This is a genomic window from Delftia sp. WSY_22 (assembly GCF_043104185.1).
In the GTDB taxonomy this organism is placed as follows: domain Bacteria; phylum Pseudomonadota; class Gammaproteobacteria; order Burkholderiales; family Burkholderiaceae_C; genus Comamonas; species Comamonas tsuruhatensis.
In genome coordinates, this window is sequence record NZ_JBICKN010000005.1 from 1 (window position 1) to 21,379 (window position 21,379).

At 69.4% G+C, this 21,379-nt stretch carries 19 protein-coding genes; 2 read left to right on the forward strand and 17 right to left on the reverse strand.

Annotated elements, in window-relative coordinates; genetic code table 11:
- Positions 1 to 77 precede the first annotated feature (77 nt).
- The 6 genes from ACF8NF_RS00565 to ACF8NF_RS00590 all read right to left on the reverse strand — a co-directional run bounded on the left by ACF8NF_RS00565 (position 78) and on the right by ACF8NF_RS00590 (position 6,370).
- Positions 78 to 1,052 carry a DNA/RNA non-specific endonuclease gene (locus ACF8NF_RS00565; RefSeq protein ID WP_074921685.1) on the reverse strand — a complete coding sequence of 325 codons (975 nt, stop codon included), beginning with the start codon at positions 1,050 to 1,052 and terminating at the stop codon, positions 78 to 80.
- A gap of 140 nt (positions 1,053 to 1,192) precedes the next feature.
- Positions 1,193 to 2,404 carry an MFS transporter gene (locus ACF8NF_RS00570; protein ID WP_046987240.1) on the reverse strand — a complete coding sequence of 404 codons (1,212 nt, stop codon included), beginning with the start codon at positions 2,402 to 2,404 and terminating at the stop codon, positions 1,193 to 1,195.
- A gap of 11 nt (positions 2,405 to 2,415) precedes the next feature.
- Positions 2,416 to 2,763 (reverse strand): DMT family protein, encoded by a 348-nt coding sequence (locus ACF8NF_RS00575; protein ID WP_012203978.1) that lies wholly within the window; start codon positions 2,761 to 2,763, stop codon positions 2,416 to 2,418.
- 96 nt (positions 2,764 to 2,859) lie between these two features.
- The gene (locus ACF8NF_RS00580; protein WP_046240541.1) at positions 2,860 to 3,528 is read right to left on the reverse strand and encodes a hypothetical protein; all 669 of its coding nucleotides are present in this window, start codon (positions 3,526 to 3,528) and stop codon (positions 2,860 to 2,862) included.
- A gap of 173 nt (positions 3,529 to 3,701) precedes the next feature.
- On the reverse strand, positions 3,702 to 5,048 hold the full coding sequence (locus ACF8NF_RS00585; protein ID WP_392449894.1) for a sigma-54-dependent transcriptional regulator: 1,347 nt from the start codon (positions 5,046 to 5,048) through the stop codon (positions 3,702 to 3,704).
- Complete coding sequence (locus tag ACF8NF_RS00590; RefSeq protein WP_392449895.1) at positions 5,033 to 6,370, reverse strand: sensor histidine kinase; 1,338 nt, start codon at positions 6,368 to 6,370, stop codon at positions 5,033 to 5,035. The genes ACF8NF_RS00585 and ACF8NF_RS00590 overlap by 16 nt, the downstream gene beginning before the upstream one ends.
- A gap of 368 nt (positions 6,371 to 6,738) precedes the next feature.
- Between ACF8NF_RS00590 and ACF8NF_RS00595 the strand changes: the two genes are divergently transcribed.
- Together ACF8NF_RS00595 and ACF8NF_RS00600 are read left to right on the forward strand one after the other, a co-directional pair.
- Positions 6,739 to 7,293 (forward strand): hypothetical protein, encoded by a 555-nt coding sequence (locus tag ACF8NF_RS00595; protein ID WP_043792335.1) that lies wholly within the window; start codon positions 6,739 to 6,741, stop codon positions 7,291 to 7,293.
- A gap of 15 nt (positions 7,294 to 7,308) precedes the next feature.
- Positions 7,309 to 8,751 carry an EAL domain-containing protein gene (locus tag ACF8NF_RS00600; protein ID WP_017406374.1) on the forward strand — a complete coding sequence of 481 codons (1,443 nt, stop codon included), beginning with the start codon at positions 7,309 to 7,311 and terminating at the stop codon, positions 8,749 to 8,751.
- 52 nt (positions 8,752 to 8,803) lie between these two features.
- On the opposite strand, the gene ACF8NF_RS00605 is transcribed toward ACF8NF_RS00600, so the two are convergent.
- The 11 genes from ACF8NF_RS00605 to ACF8NF_RS00655 all read right to left on the reverse strand — a co-directional run bounded on the left by ACF8NF_RS00605 (position 8,804) and on the right by ACF8NF_RS00655 (position 21,376).
- Entirely contained in the window at positions 8,804 to 10,078 is a 1,275-nt protein-coding gene (locus ACF8NF_RS00605) for a glycosyltransferase (RefSeq protein WP_016450342.1), read from the reverse strand.
- 34 nt (positions 10,079 to 10,112) lie between these two features.
- Entirely contained in the window at positions 10,113 to 11,507 is a 1,395-nt protein-coding gene (locus ACF8NF_RS00610; RefSeq protein WP_016450343.1) for a sigma 54-interacting transcriptional regulator, read from the reverse strand.
- A 47-nt stretch (positions 11,508 to 11,554) separates the two neighbouring features.
- Entirely contained in the window at positions 11,555 to 13,819 is a 2,265-nt protein-coding gene (locus tag ACF8NF_RS00615) for a TadG family pilus assembly protein (protein ID WP_244386685.1), read from the reverse strand.
- Positions 13,820 to 13,836: 17 nt separating this feature from the next.
- The gene (locus ACF8NF_RS00620) at positions 13,837 to 14,355 is read right to left on the reverse strand and encodes a TadE/TadG family type IV pilus assembly protein (protein ID WP_223275311.1); all 519 of its coding nucleotides are present in this window, start codon (positions 14,353 to 14,355) and stop codon (positions 13,837 to 13,839) included.
- Positions 14,356 to 14,495: 140 nt separating this feature from the next.
- Positions 14,496 to 15,011, reverse strand: coding sequence for a TadE/TadG family type IV pilus assembly protein (locus ACF8NF_RS00625; RefSeq protein WP_016450346.1), 516 nt, complete (start codon positions 15,009 to 15,011; stop codon positions 14,496 to 14,498).
- 32 nt (positions 15,012 to 15,043) lie between these two features.
- Entirely contained in the window at positions 15,044 to 15,493 is a 450-nt protein-coding gene (locus ACF8NF_RS00630) for a DUF3613 domain-containing protein (RefSeq protein ID WP_026062698.1), read from the reverse strand.
- 10 nt (positions 15,494 to 15,503) lie between these two features.
- Positions 15,504 to 16,478 (reverse strand): hypothetical protein, encoded by a 975-nt coding sequence (locus ACF8NF_RS00635; RefSeq protein WP_212646764.1) that lies wholly within the window; start codon positions 16,476 to 16,478, stop codon positions 15,504 to 15,506.
- A 2-nt stretch (positions 16,479 to 16,480) separates the two neighbouring features.
- On the reverse strand, positions 16,481 to 17,485 hold the full coding sequence (locus tag ACF8NF_RS00640; protein ID WP_392449896.1) for a type II secretion system F family protein: 1,005 nt from the start codon (positions 17,483 to 17,485) through the stop codon (positions 16,481 to 16,483).
- Between the two features lie 60 nt (positions 17,486 to 17,545).
- Entirely contained in the window at positions 17,546 to 18,508 is a 963-nt protein-coding gene (locus ACF8NF_RS00645) for a type II secretion system F family protein (protein WP_392449897.1), read from the reverse strand.
- A complete protein-coding gene (locus ACF8NF_RS00650; protein WP_016450674.1) occupies positions 18,505 to 19,827 on the reverse strand; it encodes a CpaF family protein in 1,323 nt (440 codons plus the stop codon). The genes ACF8NF_RS00645 and ACF8NF_RS00650 overlap by 4 nt, the downstream gene beginning before the upstream one ends.
- 7 nt (positions 19,828 to 19,834) lie before the next feature.
- On the reverse strand, positions 19,835 to 21,376 hold the full coding sequence (locus ACF8NF_RS00655) for a pilus assembly protein CpaE (protein WP_046987651.1): 1,542 nt from the start codon (positions 21,374 to 21,376) through the stop codon (positions 19,835 to 19,837).
- Positions 21,377 to 21,379 lie beyond the last annotated feature (3 nt).

A 21,379-nucleotide genomic window follows, 5' to 3' on the forward strand; every position in this document is an offset into this window, starting at 1 on the left:
ACCCGGCCTCGAAAAACAACCCCCCGGCAGGGGCAAGAAACAGCCCCCTGGCCCACGCCAGAAGCCTGCGAGGGGCACTAACCCCGCCCCCTCATCACCCCCGCCAACAACGGCATCCCCGTCCTCCGAGTGAACTCCTCATAACTGATGGGCGCACTCATCCGCGTATCCGGGCTATTGGCCTGCCAGTGCGCCCAGGCACGCCCCGTGCTCGCGTCGTAGACCAGCTTGAAGATATGGCTGGGCACATGGACCTTGCCCGGCCCGATGGTCAGCGGCTGGCCGTCGAACACCGGCCCGGTGAAGACGTAGACATCGCCCTTGGCGCGCTGGGCGTAGCGGCGCGTGTCCTGCTCGACCTTGCTCCAGACGCCGCCGTTGTGGGTCTGGTCCTGGGGAACCATGTTGGCCAGGCTGAAGCTCTGGGCCATGGCCTCGGGCGAGTACATGTCGCCGGCCGGCGCCATGTGGCCGCGCGAGTAGCCGGAGCGGCGGTAGTCGTCCAGTTCGGCACGCTCGGCGCGGGGCAGGCGGGCATCGGCATAGAACTTGTCGCTGCGCTTGAGGCCCTGGCCCTGCTCCAGCAACTGGCGGTTCAGGCGCTCCACCACGAAGACGGGCGTCTTGGTCTGTCCGCTGTGCAGCACGGCGAAGGCGCTGAAGCACAGCTCGCGCTGAAGGGGCTGGACCTGCAGGGCAGGGGGCTCGCCACCGGGGAAGAAATCGCGGCAGTGCGAAAAGCCCGTGGCCAGGCTGCCGGCAGGCGGGCTGCCACCACCGGAGGCCGTGCCCGAACCTGTCTCCGGCTGCTTGCGCAGGTGCTCCAGCCCGGGGATGGGCAGGGTGGACAGCAGGGGCGGCTCGGGCAGCTTGGGATGCCAGTTCGGGTCCAGGCTGCAGCTGGCGATCTGGAAGGTGCCCGCTGCCGCGACCACGGCGGCGATCACGGAGCGCCACAGTCCGCTGCGGCCGCTGCGGCCGGAGGCTTTCTTCTTGGAGGCGGGGGAGGAACTGCGCTTGCGCGCGGAAGGCTTCTTGTTCTTGACTGTCATTCGGGGGCGGCAGGCGCTGGCCGCAGGGAGGCAAGTCCGCAATGGCGCGGGTTCTGGTTCGGGTCCTAGGAATTCTCCTATGTTTCCAGGCCCCCAAATGTGTCCAGGTGCTCCGAAAGCGAGCCGTGCGCTGCCGGTCCTCAGGCCTTGGGCTGGAGACGGGCCGCCCGGTGTTCGGACGGTGCGCCGAACCAGCACAGCGCCAGGGCCAGCACCGCGATGCCGCCCAGCGAAAGAAAGGCCGCATCAAAGCCGAAGCGCTGCGCGATCCAGCCCGCCAGTGCCGGGCTGGCGGCCGCGCCCAGGCCCTGCAGCGTCATCACGGCGCCCAGGCCTGCGTTGACGTGGCCGGTGCCGCGCAGCGTCTGCGCGACCAGGCCCGGCAGGGCAACGCCCAGCAGCCCGGCGCCCACGCCGTCCAGCACCTGCACGGGGATCAGCGCCCAGTCCGAATCCCAGGTGGCGGCGACCAGGCCGCGCAGCGGCAGCGACAGCAGGGCCGCCTTGACCAGCAGCCAGTAGCCGCTGCGCTGGGCGTGGCGCCCGGCGAGCAGGGCCATGGGGATCATGACCAGTTGCGCCACGATGATGGTCAGCGCCGTGAAGCCGCTGGGGTTGGCATGGCCGCGCGCCACGGCGGCCTGGCCCAGCAGCGGCAGCATGGCGGCATTGCCCAGGTGGAACAGCAGCATGGCCACGGCCAGCACCCGCAGCGCCGGCGTGCCCGTGAGCACGTGCATCAGGCCGGGTGCGCAAGGCCCGGCCTGCTCTGGGGGCGGCGTGCCTTGCGGGGTTTCATCCAGCCGCATCAGCGCCAGGCAGGCCAGCGAGGCGCAGCCCATCAAGGCCATGAGCACGAAGACGGAAGGCAGTCCCCAGCGCAGGCCCATGGCCCCCGCCAGTGCGGCCGTGGCCACGTTGCCGGCGTGGTTCCAGGCTTCGTTGATGCCCAGTTGCCGGGGCAGGTCCGCATGGCCGGTGATCTGCAGCGTGATGCCCAGCAGGCAGGGGGCGATCAAGGCCGCGACCACGCCGGTGATGACCTGCGATGCCGCCGTCACGGCCAGCGACGGTGCGATCCAGATGGCCAGGTTGCCCGCCAGCAGCAGGGCGATGGCCGCTGCCAGCAGCCTGCGCTTGCGGCGCGAGGCATCGACCAGCGCGCCCAGCGGCGTGGTGGCCAGCATGCCCGTGATGCCGCCCAGGGCCATGACGTAGCCGATATCGTCCAGCCGCCAGCCCTGGGCGAGCAGGAAGACGCCCAGGAAGGGGCCCAGGCCGTCGCGCACATCGGCCAGGAAGAAGTGGAGCCCCGGCAGCCAGCGCCGCGCATGGTGGTGTGTGCGGTGCATGGCGGCTTCCTTCAGCGCAAAGGGCCCTTGAACACGAAGAAGGCGCCCAGGCAGATGAAGCCGAAGCCCACCAGGTGGTTGAGGGTGAGCTTCTCGCCCAGATAGAGCACGGAGAAAACGGCGAAGACCACCAGCGTGATCACCTCCTGGATGGTCTTGAGCTCGGCCGCGCTGTAGACCTCATGGCCGAGCCGGTTGGCGGGCACGGCAAAGCAGTACTCGGCCAGCGCGATCAGCCAGCTCACCAGGATGACGAGGTACAGCGGCCGGTTCTCGAACTTCAGGTGCCCGTACCAGGCGAAGGTCATGAAGACGTTGGAGATCAGCAGCAGCAGGACGGGGGCGATCTTGGGGGACATGGCGGGCTCGGTGAAAGCGGGAGAGCAGGGCAGCAGGGAAGCAGGAAACCAGGAAGGGGCAGGAACCCGCCCGGCCCCGGTGGCCGGGCGGTGGCGTCAGCGCGCGCGGTCGTACAGCGGCTGCAGGTCCGACAGGCTCGCACCCATGCTGATGGCCTCCAGCGAGGTGCCGTGCGCGTTGCGCGTGCCCAGGCCCGAGGCGGCAAACAGCTGCCCCGGCTGCAGCGGCTGCTGCAGCGCATGGGGGGCAAAGCGCACGATGGCGCCGTCGGACAGGATGACGCCGTTGGCATCGCCGCGCGGGCCGGTGAGAACAGCCTCGATGCGGCCCTGGGCCTGCTGCGTCTGCAGTCCTGCCATGCGCAGGTGCGGGGGCATGGGGCGGGCGCGGCCGGGCTCCGGTGGCTGGTCATACACGGTCTGGCCGGTGGCGGTGTTCACGATGGCGTCGGCCTTGACCGCACCACCGGCTTCGCTGCGGCCGATGATGCGCACCGTGTCGCCCACCTTCACGGCGGTCGTCAGCGCATCGGCCATGTGGGGCGGGAACCGGACCACCGTGCCGTCGTTCAGGCGCAGCCCGTCCACTTCCCCGTAAGGGTTGGTGAGCAGCCGGGCGACTGGGCTCTCGAGCACGGCCTGCGCGTGCGGCATGGCCGCGTGGGGCGCGCCAGGGCCGTGGGCAGGCAGGGGCGGGGCGGCATGCGCGTTCAGTGCGCTGGCACCCAGCCACAGGGCGGCGGAAGAAAGGGTGAGACGGGTCATGATGGCTCCTGGGTTGGCGATGGACATGCACAGTCCAATGCAAGCGCCATGCCATCCGGAAACCTCATGAAATCAAGGGCTTGCGGTCGCTGATGCGGGCCATGTGTCCGAGATGGCGACAGGGGGTGTCACCCATTCGGACACCGCAGGCGGCGCCTGTGCCCGCTGCTGCCTCAACCCAGGCCGAACTCCGCCAGCTTGCGGTACAGCTGCTGGCGCGACAGTCCCAGGCGGCGTGCGGCCTCGGCACGGTTGCCCATGGTTGCGGCCAGGGCGCGCGTGACCATTTCACGTTCCAGCTGGGCGACGGCGGGGGCCAGCGGCCCGTTCCAGTCGATGGCGGGGCCGTTCGCCGCCGCAGGCTGCAGGCCGATGTGCTCCGGCCCGATGACCGGCCCGGGGCACAGCAGGGCCGCGCGCTCCATGGCGTTGCGCAGCTCGCGCACGTTGCCGGGCCAGTCGTGCGCCAGCAGCAGGCGCGCGGCGTCGGCACCCAGGCGCTTGGGCGAGGCGCCGCCGCCTTGGCGCAGGAAATGCTCGGCCAGCAGCAGCACGTCGCCCAGGCGCTCGCGCAGCGGCGGCAGGTGCACGGGCACGACCTGGAGCCGGTACCAGAGATCCTCGCGAAAGCGCCCCTGCCTGACGGCGTCCGGCAGGTCGCGGTGCGTGGCCGCGATGATGCGCACGTTCACGGGCAGCGCCCGGCTGGCGCCCACGGGCGTGATTTCGCGCTCCTGCAGCGCCCGGAGGATCTTGGCCTGCGTGGGCAGCGGCATGTCGCCCACTTCATCGAGGAACAGCGTGCCGCCCTGCGCCTCGCGAAAGCGCCCGGCGCGGTCGCTGACGGCGCCCGTGAAGGCGCCCTTCACATGGCCGAAGAGTTCGCTTTCCATCAGGTCTGCCGGAATGGCGGCGCAGTTGACGGCCACGAAGGGGCGTTCCGCCCGGGCGCTGTTGCGGTGCAGGGCGCGTGCCACCAGTTCCTTGCCCGTGCCGGTCTCGCCCAGCACCAGCACGGTGGCGTCGCTGTCCGCCGCCAGGCCGATGCGCTTGAAGACCTGCCGCATGGCCTCGCTGCCGCTGACCAGCTCGGCTTCATCGCCATCCTGCTCCGGGTTCTGCGCCGGATTCTGTGCGGCGTTCTCGGGGCTGCCGGCCTGGCCGGCACTGAGCAAGGCGCGCTCCAGCACCTCGACCAGCGAGGTTCTGGCAATGGGCTTGGTCAGGTGATCGAAGGCGCCCAGGCGCATGGCCTCGATGGTGTTGCTGCCGCTGGCATAGGCCGTGAGCATGATGCAGGGCGCCCGCGAGAGGCCGCGGGCCTTGCGCAGGAAGGCCAGCCCGTCCTCGCCGGGCATGCGCAGATCGACGATGGCCACATCCACCGAACCGCCCTGCAGCACCTGCAGCCCCGCCGCCACCGTGGGCGCCGCGCTGACTGCGTGGCCCAGGTCGCCCAGCATCTCAGCCAGGCTTTCGCGGAAGGCCGTGTCATCGTCAACGATCAGGATGCGGGCCATGGAAATTCCATTTCTATGCGGGTGCCTTGTGTTGTCTTGCCCAGCGCGATGCGGCCGCCATGGGCCAGCACGATTTCGCGCACCAGCGCCAATCCCAGCCCGGTGCCGCCGGGGCGTGCGGTGGTGAAGGGCTCGAACAGCGTGTCGCGCAGTTCGGCCGCGATGCCGGTGCCGTCATCGGCAATCCACAGCCGCAGGCAGCCTTTGGCGTCCCGGTCCGCGCCCAGTTCCACCCGGCCGCCGTCCGCCGTGTGCGCCAGGGCGTTGAGCAGCAGATTGTCCAGCGCGCGGGCCATCTGTGCGGGGTCCAGCAGCGGGCGGCGCCCTTCCTGCAGGTCCCGGGCAAGGCCGGCGGACACCGCCGTTGCCAGCTGCACGCCGCTGGCCTGGGCCATTTCTGCATGGGCCTGGAGCCTTTCGTCCAGCAGCTGCTGCAGGTCCACGGGCTCCGGGTGCACGCGGAAGGGCTGGGTCAAGGCCAGCAGGCTCGATACCAGGTCTTCCAGGCGCGCGGTCTGTGCCAGCACGGCCTCCAGGGCGCCCTGGCTGCGGGCCTGCCGCAGTGGCTCGGGCGCGGCCAGGGCGTTCTCGGCCTTCATGCGCATGGTGCCCAGCGGGTTGCGGATCTCGTGTGCCAGGCCGGCCGACAGCCGGCCCAGGGTGGCCAGCCGTTCGGCGCCGAGCAGTTGCTGCTCCATCTGTGCCGACTGCCGCTGCCAGCGCCGCAGCATTCTGCCCAGCCACAGGCCCGAGACCAGGACCATGCCCAGCAGCAGGCTGACGGCAAGGATGAGGGGGTTGACCACGTCGGCGCTGATCAGGGGGACGCGCATCAGCGTCCAGGCCACCAGGGCGGGCGCATCGGCCTGGGCCGGGCAGGCGGCAAAGACCACCGCCTCGCGCAGGCCGGGGCGCAGGTCGGTCACCAGGCCTGCGCCGTCCCGCGCGCGCTGGGCGGTGGAGGCGATGCGCTCCATCTCCGCACTGGGCGCATCGCGCTTGATGCCCGAGCCGTCATAGGTGGGAAAGGCATAGGCCACCACGCCGGGGCCCTCGCGCCAGAAGCCGCCTTCCATGCCGGGGCGGTCGCGCAGCGCCAGGTCCAGCACGGCCTGCGCGGCGGACCGGGCCTGTGCGCTGGGCGTGTCCGCCATCAGCCCCGCCAGTCCCATGCGCGCGGCCCCGGCCTGCAGTGCGCTGCAGCTGACGCCTGCGGCGTCGCGGGCGCGGGCAATCTGCGGTTCGGTGCCCTGCCGGGTCAACAGCAACAGCAGCCACGCCAGCACCAGGGCGACGGCCGAGATGGTGAGCCAGAGGATCACCAGATCCCGTTGGATGGACTTTTGCGGGGACAGGGCCGGCTCCTGAAGTGATGCGCTGGAACATACACCGAAAGGGGGGCCGCGCCTGGCAGTCAGGGCTGCGTCGTCCTGCGCGGCCGCCGTGAAAGTAACGCCGTGGCGTGCCGGCGTTACGTGACATCGCACGTAACGCCGCAGGGTGACACGGTGGTGGCTGTGCTTGGGTGCCCAAATAAATCAATAGGTTACAGATGGCTTGGCGTTGGATGAAGACGTCCAGGTCCATGGCACGCTTGTTGCAACAGGATGCAAAAAGCTTGTCGCAGTGTCTGGAAAACCGTGTGCTGCGCCGGCCGCCCCATTGATCGCTGTCTTTCGGAGGAGAAACCATGGCCGCTGTCTCGTTGTCGTTTGCAGGCATGCCCCTGCCGCGACTGCGCGCCTACCCGGAAAGGGCGCGCAGCAAGCCGTTGAACGTACCCGCGTCGTTTGCGTCTGCCGCCGTGCCGCGCACCGCTGCGCGCGAGGCGGGCGACGGAAGCCCCCATGCGCAGGTGGCGCAGGCGGCGCCGGTGGCGCTGCTCACGCGGGTGAGCGAGGGCGTGCGCATCGTGCGGCGCAGCGATGTGATCGTGGCGCAGGCCGGCGCCTTGCTGCAGCAGGGCGACCGGGTCATCGTGCCGCAGCAGGGCAGCGCGCAGGCGGTGTTCCAGGAGCAGGACGGGCAGGCGCTGCTGGGCAGCTTTGCCGGCGGAACGGATGCCACGCTGGCGTATTTCAGCCGCAAGGCGGATGCCTGCTCGGTGGTCTTTGACCTGGTGGCCGGCCATGTGGACCTGGCGCTGTCGGCCGTGGATGCCGGCATGCTCGGCGGCGGGCCGGCCGGCCGGGGGCGCAGGGCGATCGGATTTCACTGCTATTCACAACCCATTGCAGGCCGTTGAACGAAGGCGCTCACCATGCACGACATCATCGAACCCTCGCACAGCGACATGCCCCTGGATCTGGCCATCTGGCTGCCGCCCCTGCAGGCCTGGCGCAGCGTCTATGGCAACGGTTTCTGCGACGAGGCCATGCAGGCCTGCATGGACCGGCTCAAGGGCCTGGGCATCGATGCCCAATCGCTGGAGCGCGCGGGCGATACGCTGCTGGTTCGCGGGTTCGACCCCCGCACGCTGGCCGACACGGTGCTGCCCGGCCATCATGCCCGGCATGGCTGGATGCATGCGCTGGAGTCCGCCCTGGTGAGCGAGCCTGTGGTGCACGGCTCGCGCCAGGCCTATCTGCGGGCCGAGGTGCAGGCGCTGGGCTGCGTCTCCTTCGCGGGGCTGCACGAGATACGCGGCAAGGGCCACGCCACGGCGGGCGGCCAGGACATGGCGGTGCGCAGAATGCCCGCCAGGCTCATCAAGGGCTACCAGGCCGACATGCAGCTGGCGGGCCGCCTGCTGGACGATCTGCGGCTGGGCCATCTGGCGCTGGCATTCCAGCCCGTGACGCTGCTGGAGCCCGGGGGCATGGCAGGGGGAGGCAGTGGGACCGGCACGGGCCGCACGCTTTACCACGAGTGCCTGCTGCGCCGCAGCGTGTTCTCTGCCTACGACAACTATGCCGTGCCCCATGCCATCGAGGCGCTGGAGCGGCTGGGCCTGGCCGCGCGGCTGGACCGCAGCGTGCTGTGGTCGGTGATAGGGGCGCTGGAGATGAAGACCGGCCACAGCCTGGGCTGCAATCTGTCGGCCGCCTCGTTCTGCGACGAGACCTGGTGGGAAGGCGTGTTCGACTATCTGGAGGAGCGGCCCGAGATCGCCCAGCGCCTGGTGCTGGAGATCACCGAGACCGGTGTCTTCCCCTGCGAGAAGGCCGCGCTGGGCCTGGTGCGGCACCTGCAGATCCTGGGCGTGCGCGTGGCGCTGGACGATATCGTTCCCCGGCGCGGTGGCCTGGACATCCTGGGCAAGCTGCGCGCCAACATCGTCAAGATCGACAAGTCCGTGCTGGACCAGAGCCTGCAGGCCCGGCCGTCGGCCCGGATGCTGCAGGGCCTGATCAGCCTGTGCGCCGACCGCGGCGCCTGCGTGATCGTGGAAGGCGTGGAGTCCGCCCAGGGCATGGAGGCCGTGGCGCTTGCGGGGGCGCATGGCGTGCAGGGGTTTTTCATAGCCCGGCCATCGCTGCATGGGCTGCTCGACCAGGTGGTGTGCGTGGCCGATGTGCTGGAGGTGCTGCAGGCGTCCGAGGCGCAGGAGGGCGACGCGCTGGACATGGCACTGAGCATGGCCCTGAGCTGGAGTGGCATGGACCGTGTGACGGCTCTTTCGGCTGCCGACAGCGGGACTGGCGGGGCCGTCGGCGCTGTCGGGGCTGTCGGGGCCCCTGCATCGGCGCTGTCCGCCGCCTAGGCGCGCAAGGGCCCGCACCTGAACGCAGGCCGGGCCCGGCCCGCATTGCACCTCACTCCAGCATCAGCGGGCTCGCCCTGCGCCGCGCCATGGCCAGGCGGAACAGGTCCATGAAGCGCGGTGCCACGTTGGAGATGTGAAAGCGCTTGCCCGTCTCGCGCGCGGCCCGGCTGTAGCGCTGGCGCCGGGCCGGGTCGTCGCGCAGCTGGCGGATGGCGCCGATCCAGGCGTCGTCGCTGTCGGGCAGCAGCAGGCCGTTGACGTCGTTTTGCACCAGCTCCGGCACAAAGCCCCAGTTCGAGCCGATCACGCAGCCGCCGCGCGCCAGGATCTCCATCAATCCCCAGTTGGCCACGCCGTAGCGCAGCGGGTAGAGGAACAGGTCCACCGAGGCCAGGGTGCGCGCGAACTCGTCGTACGGCAGCTTGCCCGGGAACTCCACCACCTGTGCGGCCGGGTGGATCTGCAGCAGATGGTCGCGGAAACTGGCCACCTTGCCCTGGTAGCGGCGCTCCACCCATTGCTGTTCGTAACCGTAGGTCACGGCCGTGGGGTCGCCCAGGGCGATGAAGCGCATCTGCTGGCCATCGCCCTCGCGCACCAGGCGGTCGACCAGGCGCATGAAGGTCTCGAAGCCCTTGGAGCTGGACAGGTCGCGCGATGAGAAGGCCACGGTGAAGCGCGCGTCCTGGCGCGGCACCGGCTCGGCCTGCTCGTCAGGGGCCTGGATGTCGAAGCCCTCGAACTGCACGGCCACGCGCTCCTGCAGCAGCGGCGGGAACAGCGAGCGCGCATGGGCGCTGGGCGCGATGGTCAGGTCGCTGCACAGCACCTGGTGGTAGTGCAGCATTTCCATGTTGCGGTCGGCCAGGCGCTGGGACAGGTCGGGCGGGTAGTCGGGCTCGTTGCCGTGCACGCGGTAGCTGGGGAATTCGATGTAGCTGACGATGGCGGCATCGATCTCGCCGTACAGCAGGTTGGGCGCGGCCCACAGCGAGTGGGCGACCACCACGTCGATGCGCTTGCCCTTTTCCTTCTCGAAGGCCTGCAGGCCCTGCAGGAGGCCGCGGCCTATGCGCGCCGAGCGCTCCACCTTGCTGGAGTAGTAGTAGCTTTGCGGGCCGACGATGTCGCCATCGGGCCGGAACGACAGCAGGTGGTCGCACTGGCTGGCGTAGTTCTCGGCATGGCCGGGCATGGTCATGAACCAGCTGTCGGCCGCGCCGCTGGCGCGAAGGTGGCTGCACAGCAGGCTGTACTGGCTGGGGTAGACGGCGCTGACGAAGATGATGACCGGCTTGTCCTGCATGTTCGTGGAGGTCTCCATGGCGTGGGGGGATGGGATGTGTCGGAGGGCGTGCTCAGCCCGGCACGGGCACTTCGGGCTCGCCGTCGCTGATCTGGTACTTGCGCATCTTTTCCCAGAGCACCTTGCGGCTGATGCCCAGGTGCTGGGCCGTGTTCTGGCGCTTCCAGTCATTGGTGTTGAGCGCCGCGATGATGCGGTTGCGCTCGTCCATGTCCCAGTTGCTGCGGTCGGCCAGCAGGGGCTCGGCGGCGCCGGCGTCCGGCGGGAAGGTGGTGGCCGACAGGGCCTGGGCGTGCTGCAGGATGCGCTGCGTGGCGCCGTCGGCGTTCCAGTCGCGCGTCTGGCGGGCGGCCACGCCGATGCGCTCGGCCAGGTTGCGCAGCTCGCGCACATTGCCGGGGAAGTACATCTGGGCCACGGCGTCGAGGATGAAGAAGGGCGGCTCGCCCAGCTCCTTCATCGTGGCCTCGCCCACCACCTTGTGCAGGATGGCGTGGAAGATGGCCAGCTTGTCGGCCTCGCCGCGCTCCTCCAGGCTGGGGATCTGCAGCTCGATCACGGCCAGGCGGAAGAACAGGTCGGCGCGAAAGCGTCCCTCGCGCACCAGCCCGCGCAGCGGCTTGTTGGTGGCCGCCACCAGCCGGAAATCCAGCCTCACGGCGGCGGCCGACCCCAGCCGCGTGATGGCGCGCTCTTCCAGCACGCGCAGCAGCTTGACCTGCTGGTACAGCGGCAGGTCCGCGATCTCGTCCAGGAACAGCGTGCCGCCGTTGGCCTGCTCCAGATAGCCCTTGTGGGCATTGACCGCGCCCGTGAACGAGCCCTTGGCGTGGCCGAAGAACAGGGACTCGAACAGCCCGTCCGGGATGGCGCCGCAGTTGACCACCACGAAGGGGCCCTGGCCGTAGCGGTTGTTGCGCTCGTGCAGCCGCTCGGCAATGCGCTCCTTGCCCACGCCGGTCTCGCCGATGATGAGCACGCTGTGCTCGCAGTCGGCAAAGGTGTCCACGTCGCGCAGCAGGCGCTGCATGCAGTCGGCCACGGCGATGATGTCCTCCGAGCGCTGCACCTGGCGCTGGTTGCTCTGCATGCGCCGCAGTATGCGCACCAGCATGGCCCGCAGCTCGGCCCCCGTGAAGTCGAAGGGCAGCACATGCGAGTACTCCATGGCATAGGTGCCGGCGTTGGCGTCGCGCTGCTTGGCGCTGACCCACAGCACGGGCATGCCGAAGGTGCCCTCCACGCCCTGGCGCGTGAAGCGCGCGCCCTCCAGCACCGAGACGCTGACCACGGCGATCGCATTGCCCAGCTCGCTGGTGTCGGCGGGCAGGGTCAGCCCGTCGGCGCGCACCACGTCCACGCCCAGGTTGAGCACGCAGCGCTCCACCCGCTCGGCGATGTCGGCCTGGCCTTCCCAGACATAGATGACGAGCTCGTCCAGATTCACGTTGCATTCCCTCGTTGTCGATTCATGGATTGGATGGCCTGTGCAGTTCAAAAAACCAGTTGCGCCGTGTCGCAGCCGATGGACAGGGCCTTGATGTCGGTGCGGCCCACCTCCAGGCCCAGCGTGTCCTTGAGCACCGTGGTCAGCAGCCCGCCCACGCCGTTGAGGATGGGCTTGAGCACGCCGGTGATCACCGGCTTGAGCAGGGTGCACAGGGCGCCGGTGCAGGTGAGGTTGTTGTCGCGGTTGAGCAGGGACTGGATCTCGGGGCTGTTGGCGTTGATCGCGTACAGGTACTGCGGGTGCGAGGTCAGCAGCTTGGTCACGTTGTGCTTGACGCAGCCGTTCCAGTTGAGCAGCGAGCTGAGCAGGCCCGCGCAGCTCTGGTAGCCGTTGTCGTAGGTGGAGATGCCCAGCACATCCAGCAGGCCGCCGGGCACGCTGGTGTAGGAGTTGAGGGCTGCCGAGAACGTGCCGCTGTTCCAGGTGGAGGACGGGCAGGCCACCAGCAGGCAGGACTTGGCGATGGCGTTGTTGAACGTGAAGTTGGAGGTGAGCAGCGGCGGCATGTAGTCCTTGTCGCTGGCCACGCCGCGCCCGTTGAGCAGCAGGTTGGTGAGGCTGGTCACGTTGTAGAGCCCGTTCACCATGGAGGCGTCCAGATAGGAGCCCAGCAGCCGCGTGGTGATGTCGGTGGGCGTGGTGCCCGGCGGCTGCAGCAGGCCGCTGAGCAGGTTGAGCAGGCCCGTGACGATGTTGTCGACCGTGTCGCCCAGCGCCAGCTGGTTCACCTGCGTGGAGCGGTTGGTCTTGGACCAGTTGGGGTCGGCCGGATCTTCGTAGCCCGGCTCCATGCCCAGGCCCGTGGTGGAGTCGGTGTACTCCAGGGCCGGCACCCACAGCTTGCCGGTCAGCACGGGCAGGTGCAGAAGGGTGATGAGCTGCTCGTCCTGCAGGCCCTTCTCGCAGCTTTGCTTGTTGGCCGGGTCCATCTTGCCCACGCAGGCGTTGAGGATGGAGGACTTGACCGACAGGTCCATGGTCTGCGGGCTGGCGCTGCACTGCAGCGCCGTCAGCGTGCCCGTGGCGTTGGTGATGTCCACGGCAATGGGCAGCTTGACCTGGGTGCCCAGGATGTCCTTGACCAGCCATTTGAGCGCGCCGCCCAGCAACTGGTCCGTGTCCACGTTCAGGTTCAGCCGGATCTGAGCGCTGTAGCCCTGCGTGCCGACGGGGCCCACGGCAATGGTGGGCGGCTGCACGATGGTCAGCTGGGCCTTGATGAGGCCGGCCACATCGAGCTGGTTGGCCTGCAGCGCATGGCCGTTGGCGCCGATGGCGATGGCGGTCTTGAGCACGTCGCCGATGCCCAACTGCACGTCCATGGCCGCGTTCAGCGGATCGGTGCGGCCGGCGCCCAGGAAGGCGAACAGGCCCTTCTGGTCATCCAGGCTGCCCAGCGGGATCTTGATGGTGCTCAGGCCCGCGTTGATGATCTGGGTCTTGAGCGCGTTGAGCTGCACGGCCAGCGCGTTGTCGGTGATGGCGCTGATGGAGGCATCGATCACGTTCAGCAGGGTGACGCTGGCGATGTTGGCCAGGCCCTCGGGCGACAGCGCGCGCAGCTGCTCTATGCCCAGGTTCACGCCCAGGGCCTTGAGCAGGCCGGCCGGGCTGATCTTGGCGTCGGCCAGGCCCTTGGAGTCCAGCAGGGTCAGCATGCCCACGTCCAGCCCCACCAGGCCCAGCAGCCCGCCCAGCGGCGTGTCCTTGTTGAAGCGCAGCAGCTGCGAGCCCACCTGGAAGGACGCCACCGAGTCGTTGCGCATGGCAATGGCCTCGGCCACCACGAGGCGGCTCCAGGTGCCGGGAAAGATGGTGGGCGAGGTGCCGCCCACCGTGACGCGCGCCGCGTTGAGCGGGCCGGAGGCGGCGTCGAAGAAGCGGCCGCCGCTGGACTGCCTGGCCGGGTCCGCCGGGTTCCAGTTGCCGCAGCTGACCAGGGTCTGGGCGCTGCTGCGGGTCAGGGGAACCGGCCAGTTGGCCGTGATGCTGTCCTCGCCCGCCGTCACGCAGGCGGCGCGGTTGCTGCGCTCGGCATTGATGGTCTGGGCGGCCTGGGTGGCTGCCAGATCGGCAATGCGCTGCAGGTCGCGCTTGGCGTAGTACATGTAGCCCAGGTCCACGATGCCGAGCAGCAGGAACAGCACCGAGCCCAGCAGGGCGAACTGCACCAGCAGGCTGCCGCCTTGCCGGCGCCCTTGCCGGCGCGTTCTGGGGCGTCGTACGGATGCGGGGAGGTGGGTGAGCATGCTCTGGTCCTCCTGTCTTAGCTGCCGGGGGCGAGCCTGATCAGGCTGCGGGCCTCCAGGCGCGTGGGTTCGCCCAGGGTCTGGCTGCCCACCTGCAGGCCCTGGCCCAGCACGGGGGGAAGCATGTACACCACGCTCAGCGTGGCCTGGGAACTGGTCCAGTCGATCTGCACCTGGGTGGGCGCCGTGCCGGGCGGAATGCCGCTGGCCGTCAGGCTCTGGTTCACCACGTCGGTGGTGGCCTGCAGGATGTTGGCGCGCTCGGCCGGCTTGGCCGGATTGAAGCCAGCCATCCCGCCGAAGGCCAGATGCTGGACCATGCGCGCGCCGTCGCCCGTGGCGCGCGCCACCGACTGCTGGGCCTGCAGCACGCGCCAGTACACGAACATGCCCATCAGCAGCATCACCATCACCCCGGCGATCAACGCGAACTCCACCGCCGCCACGCCGCGCTGCCGCCTGCGCGGCCCTGCCGCGAAGGTATCGCCGGTGTCCTGCATGAACTCGGCCGATGCAGCAGGGCGTGCCCCACGCACGGCATGCCCCAACCCAGGGACACCGAGGAAGGGCCTAAGCCGGCCGCGCCGCCCCGCCCCGAGGGTGTCGCCGGTGGCCCGGATGCCCCCCTCCTGCGAAGCGAGAGAGGGGGAAGGCGCGAAGCGACTCAGGGGGAGCTTCATAGCCCCCCCCTGTCCACCATGATGCTGGCGCTGGCGGTCAGCGTCGTCGGCATGACCAGGCCGAAGCCCGGCAGGGCGGGTGCTATCGGGCTGGTTCCATAAGGGATGGTGAAGCCCACGCGCACCATGCAGCGTTCGGCCACCAGCACGCCGCAGGTCAGCGTGGCCGAGCACAGCTCGCTGTTTTGCAGCCTGCAGATGCGCACGTCGATGCTGCCTGCCGTGGGCCTCAGGTCGGCCGGCAGCCAGTCCAGCCGCTGCTGCACCAGGCTGCGGGCTGCGTCCAGGCGGGCGCTGCGGCTGGTCTGGTAGCGCAGCGTGGCCCGCGCGGCGTCCTCGGCGGCGGCCTGCATGGATTCGCGCACCAGGAACGCCAGCCCGTAGCTGATGCAGGCGTACAGCAGGGCGAAGAACACCGGGAAGATGATGGCCCACTCCAGCGCGTACACCCCCCGCTGCCGCAGGCTGGCAGGCCGGTGGGGGCGGTGAGCGCGGAGTGGGCGCCGGATCATGGTCGTTCCTCAAGCTGCTGGCCGGGGCGGGCTCAGTTCTTGCCGCCGGCTTCGACGCCGGTCTTGTACAGGGCGGGGATTTCCGTCTCGAAGCTCTTGAGGTAGCGCGCATAGCTGCGCCGCGCCTGCTCGCCGTCGATGGGGCGGGCACGCTGGCCCGGCTGGCTGTGCTGCATTCCCAGCAGCCGCAGGGTGCCGCCGCCGATGTCGATCTCGCGCCGGGGCACGTACATCACGGTTCCATCGGGGTTGGTGTAGAGCGTGTAGCCGGCCAGGATGGAGTCGGTGGAGGGCTCGGCGAACACATGGGGCCGTGCATCCACCTGCTCGGGCGGGCTCTGCACTTCGCCAAAGGCCTGGGCGTGTGCCGGGGCTGTATGGGTCAGGGCCAGTGTCAGGGCCAGGCCGGCAGCCGGCAGCCAGGGCGCCAGCGCTGCGGCGGCTGCGCGGCGGGGCAAATGCATGCGGTGTGTGTCTGGCATGTCGTGGTCCTCAAAGTGGCGAGGCCGGTGCTGCGCCGGCGGCGCCGGACGGCTCGGACAGAAGAATGCGCCGGGTGATGCCGGCCGGCAGGGCGCTCGCGTCGGTGGCGGGCCTGGGCACGGGCTCCACGCCCCGTGCCTGCCGGGTCCCGGGCGCGGGCGCTGCGGACAGTTGGCCGCCGCGCAGGCGCACCGCCTCGTTCACGCTGGCCAGCTGGGACTGCAGGGTCTGCAGCGAGGTCTGGTCGATCATGGGCAGGGCGCCCTTGGCCTGGGGCTGCGCCAGCTGGCGCAGCAGCTGGGAGGCCTGGGTCTCGTTGCCGCTGGCCAGCCAGAACAGCGCCATGTTCAGCTGCACCCGCGCGTTGGCCGGGGCCAGCTGCGAGGCCTGCATGATGGGCATCTGCGCGGCGGCCAGCTGGCCGTCGAGCATGTGGGCGTAGGCCAGGTCGCTGAGCACGTTGGCGTCTATGGGATTGAGCTGGCGCGCCTTCTCCAGCTGTTCCACGGCCTGGCCATACTCGCCCTGGCTTGCGTGCAGCAGGCCCAGGCCGCGCCGCGCGCGTGCCGTGGTGGCGCCCTGCAGCAGCGCCTGGTAGGCCTGCCGGGCCTGCTCGGCCTGGCCGGTGTTGCGCAGCGCGTCGGCCCGCATCAGGCGCGATTCCGGTTGCGTGCCGTATTGCTGCTCGAAGGCCTCGGTATGCGCCAGCGATGCATACCACTGGCCGGCCTGCTGCATCTGCGTGATCAGGTCCAGATAGGTCTGGGCGTTGTCGACCTGGGTGGCCTGCTGGGCGTTTTGCAGCTGCTGCTGTGCCTGGGCTGCGGTCTCCTGCTGCGAAGAGGTGGCGCCGTAGCCTTGCGGCCCTTTGCCGGCGCAGCCGGCCAGGGCCAGGGCCATGGCCAGGGGAGCCAGGGCTGTCCGCGCTGTCAGTGCTGTCAGCGCTGGCGTCCGCCCGGCGGGGGTGCCTTTGTGGTGTTTCATGCCTAGCGTCCTCCCATGGTTGTCAATGCCCTGATCACGGCCAGGAAACCGGGGCCCGCCGTGATGACCAGCAGGGCGGGCAAAAGCGTGAGGACCATGACGCCCGTCATCTTGACGGTGATGGAACCTATCTTTTCCTTGAAGCTGGCCTGGCGCTTTTCGCGCAGCCGGATGCTGAATTCCTTGAGCGGCTCCTGCACGGCGCCGCCATGCTTGTCCACCTGCACCAGCAGGTTGACGATGGCGCTCATGTCGTCGTCCGCGCTCATGTTGACCATGCGCTGGAAGGACTGCTCGCGCGTGCGGCCGGTGTTGTAGAGCTGGTTGGCCAGGGCCAGCTCGCCGCTGATGACGCGCAGCACGCCCTTGAACTCCGAGGCCAGGATCTGCAGGCTCTGGTCCACGCTCAGGCCCACGCCCTGCAGCAGTCTCAGCAGGTCCACGAACAGCGGCAGTTCCTCGACCACCTGCTCGCGCCGGCCCTTGGCCCGCAAGCGCAGAAACCACTTGGGAAGCATGAGCCCCAGGCTCACTCCCACAAAGCCGTAGACCAGCGCAGCGTTCTCGCCGGGGCGCAGCACACCCAGCGCCAGCAGGGGCAGGACCACGCACAGCACCATGCGGCTGGCCACATAGGCCATGCTGCCGTTGCGCGTGCCCACGCCAGCCTGGTCCAGCAGCTTGCGGTCCTCATCGGCCAGCAGGGCCTTGGCCACGCCCCATTGCAGCCAGGCCGGTGGCGGCAGGTTGGCCGCCACCGCCTGCGGGGAATCGGACGAACGCACGTTGATGGACAGCGGGTTGAGCAGTTGCGCGTCGTTGGCCTGCATGGCGCTCTTCGTGGCCGCCTTCGTGGTCGATGCCGAGTCGCGCGCCTGCAGGATCCTGGCGACCTGGCTGGAGGCGCGTGCCGAGCGCCACAGCCTCCACACCAGGGTGGACGCCCACAGCACCAATCCCAGGGCGCCCAGGCCGATGCTGGCGATCCACAGTTGCTGCGTGTTCATGCGTGGCTCCTTGCGCAGACGGGTGGGCGGGCGTGTGCTTGTGCCTGTGCTGTCATGGGTTCACCTCAGCTTGGCCAGCCGGTACAGGAGAAAGGCGCCCAGGGCTTCCAGGGCGGCGGCGACCAGGACCATGGTCTGGCCGCTGTCGTCGTTCCACATGCGCATGAAATAGCCCCGGTTGATCACCATGATCAGCGTCCCCACCACCAGGGGCAGCAGGGCCAGCACCCAGGCCGACATGCGGATCTCGGAGGACAGCGCATGCAGTTCGCGCTCGGCGGACTGGCGGTCGCGGATGTAGGCCGACACGCGCTCGAGCACCAGGTCGGCGCGGCCGCCATAGCGCACGCTCATGCGGAACACGGCGGCCAGCAGGCCGAATTCGGGCAGGCGCCAGTTGCGCTCGAGCTGGCCCATGGCCTGCCCCAGATCGGGCGAGGCACTGAGCATGGCCGCCGCCTGCTGCAGGGCATCGCCCAGCGGATCGGGGACGTTGTTCAGCGCCATCTGGAAGGCCGCATGGGGCGAGTTGCCGATGGAGATCAGGCGGACCATGTTGTCCAGGAAGCCGGGCAGCTGCTGCAGCAGCCTTTCGCGGCGCTTGGCCTGCCGCCGCCAGATGCCCAGGCCCAGAAGCACGGCATAGAGCACGGCCACCACCAGCCCTGCCGCCGCTCCTGCCTGGCTGGAAGCCAGCAGGGCCAGGACCAGGCCGGTGATGGCGAACAGGGCCAGGGTGTTGGATGAGATGCCCCAGGACTGGATGCCCAGGCGCTGGTTCAGCCATTGCACCGCGGCAGGCGCCGGCGCAGGCTGCGGCGCGGCGGGCTTGTAGACAGGCTCGGCCATGGCAAGCGCGGGCGCAATCGCCTCCCTGTGGCCTTCGACGCTGCGCTGCAGGTGCAGCTTGATCGACTGCTCATGCTCCTTGCGGCGCCCGCGCATGATCACCCACAGCGCCAGTGCCAGCAGCAGGCAGGCCAGCGCGCCAAGGATGAGGATCACGGGTGCCAGGCCTGTCATCGCACGCCTCCGCTGCCGGCCTGCTGCTGCGAGCGCCACCAGCTCAGCAGCTTGGGCGAGTGGGGCGAGATGCCCAGCGAGACCCAGTGGTCGATTTCCTGCCCGTCGCCGCCGACCTGGGGCTCGTAGCGGTACAGCTCCTGCATGGAGATCATGTTGTCGGTCATGCCCGTGACCTCGGTCAGCGACAGCAGGCGCCGGCGGCCGTTGGACAGGCGTCCGATCTGCACGATGAAGTCCACGGCATTGGCGATCTGGCGGCGCAGGCTGACCTCGCTGCCCTGGAAGCCCGCAAAGCCTGCCAGCATCTCGGCCCGGTACAGGCACTCGCGCGGCGAGCTGGCGTGGATGGTGCCCATGGAGCCGTCATGGCCGGTGTTCATGGCCTGCAGCAGCTCCAGCACTTCGCCGCCGCGCACTTCGCCGACGATGATGCGGTCGGGCCGCATGCGCAGGCTGTTGCGCAGCAGGTCGCGGATGCTGACGTGGCCAGAGCCGTCGAAGCCGCCGGGGCGGCTTTCCAGCCGCACCACATGGTTGTGGTTGAGGGCCAGCTCGGCCGTGTCCTCGATGGAGACGATGCGCTCGCTGGAGGGGATGAAGCTGGCCAGCGCGTTGAGCAGCGAGGTCTTGCCCGAGCTGGTGCCGCCGCTGACCAGGATGTTGCAGCGCGCCTGCACGGCCATCTCCAGGATGCGGCAGATGTCGTGGTTGAAGGTGCCCAGCTGCACCAGCTCGGAAGGCGTCAGCGGGTCCTTGCGGAACTTGCGGATGGAGACCGAGGGGCCGTCGATGGACAGCGGCTCGATGATGACGTTGATGCGCCCGCCATCGGGCAGGCGGGCATCGACCATGGGGCTGGATTCATCGAGACGCCGGCCCAGCGGCGCCAGGATGCGGCGCACGATGCGCAGCACATGCTCGTCGTCCTTGAAGTGCAGGGTCTCGCGCTGCAGCACGCCGCCGCGCGAGACGTAGATGTTGCCATGGCCGTTGATGAGGATGTCCTCGACCCGGGGGTCCTCCAGCAGTGGCTGCAGCGGTCCCAGTCCCGTGAGTTCGCGCGTGAGGGCGCGCGCCACCTGCAGCGCCTCCTGCTCGTTGACGGGCACGGAGTGCAGGCGGATGAAGCTGTCCAGCTCCATCAGCACGAACTGCGCGATGGCAGCCTGCGACCAGCGGCCGAACTCGGCGCCCAGCTCCTCGATGCGGCTGAGCAAATGCTCGTGCGTGCGGTTCTTCAGGTCGAGGAACAGCGCGCTTTGCTCGAACTCGCTGGCCTGTGCGTCCGCCAGATGGGAATAAGCCGTGGTCGTCATGGTGCGTTCAGCTTCTTGTTCGGTGGAAGAAACGGTTCAGTCCGCGGGCGGGCGCGGCCTGATCGCCCGCATGGGCCTGGTGGTGGGTGGTGATCAGCAAGGTGGCGAGCTTGTCCACGGCCTGCACATAGGGCTCCCGCTGCAGGCGGCTGGGCAGCAGCTGGCCCTGGTTGACGGCCTGGGCCAGCTCCCGGCGGCGCTCGGGGATGGTGGCCAGCAGCGGCAGCTGCAGCTGCTTGGCGATCTGCTGGGCCTCCAGTTCGAGCTGGCTGTCGTGCCGGCTGACGATGAGGTGCATGCGTTCGCGCTCGATCTTTTGCTCGTCCAGCTGCCGCAGCAGTTCGGTGGTGGAGACCACGCTGGCCACGCTCTGGTCGCAGACCACCCAGACCTGGCTGGCGCGCAGCGCCACGCGCATGGCCAGGTGGGTGGGGACGACGGCGCCCAGGTCGGCAATCACGTGGCGGAAGTACTGGCGCAGGCGCAGCAGCAGGGCATCGACGTCGGCATACGAGACATCGCGCAGGCGGCTGGACTGGCGCGGCAGCGTGAGCATGCGCAGGCCGCTTTCGTGGCGTGACAGGCCGGTGGAGGCCAGGCGCCGGTCGAAGCGGCGCAGGTTGTTGACGGCCTCGATGAAGTCGAAGTCGCTTTGCGTTCCCATGTACAGGGAGCAGTCGCCGCTGGGATTGCCCAGGTCGATGAGCAGGCCGTCCAGCGTTTCGTTGCTGATTTCGCTGGCGCTGATTTCCTTGCCCTCGATCCGGCCGTGCAGGCGCTTTTGCAGATACCAGGCCAGGTGCGAGACCAGCAGGCTGCTGCCCAGGCCCGCGCGTGCGGACAGGATGGCCGTCAGCGGCGCGCTGGGCGCGCTGGACTGCGGTGCCGGCATGCGCTTGATCAGCTCGCGCACGGTCTGCAGCGCGGTCTGCACGGGCGCGTCCACGTCCAGGAAATCCTGCACGCCGGCACGCAGGGCGGCCAGCATGCACTGCGGGTACTTGGTGCGGCCCACGGCCACGCAGGGCAGGTGGGGGTGGGAGATGTGCAGTTGGGAGGCCAGATGGGCGGCCTCGTCGGTGGACAGCGGGTCGAAATGCACAAAGATGGCATGCGGCATGAAGCGCTGTACCTGCTCCGTGATGTTGTCCTGGAAGCGCGCCACGTGCAGCCGTGTGCCGTCCAGCATGCGCTGCATCCAGGACTGGGCCAGCGCGCTTTCGGGCGTGCCGGCATGGATGAACAGCAGCTCCATCTCCAGCACATCGTCGAGCGGCTGTGGCGGCTGGCGCAGCGCGGCAGTCGATGCAGCGGCGGACGCCGCTGCGGCATGGGGCGGCGCCATCCTGTCCGGTGGCGCCTTGTCCAGCAGCGCCTTGTCCAGCAGCGCTTTTTCCTGGGCCATCGCGTCGGTGGCGGGCTGCAGCTTGCCGGCCAGCGAGGTCGAGGAACGCAGACCCAGCAATGTCTCCAGCGAGGTGGGTGAGCCGATGGCCGGCGAGCCTGTGGCGTCCACAGGCGAATCGGTTGCGGTGGGCTTGCTTGTCATGTC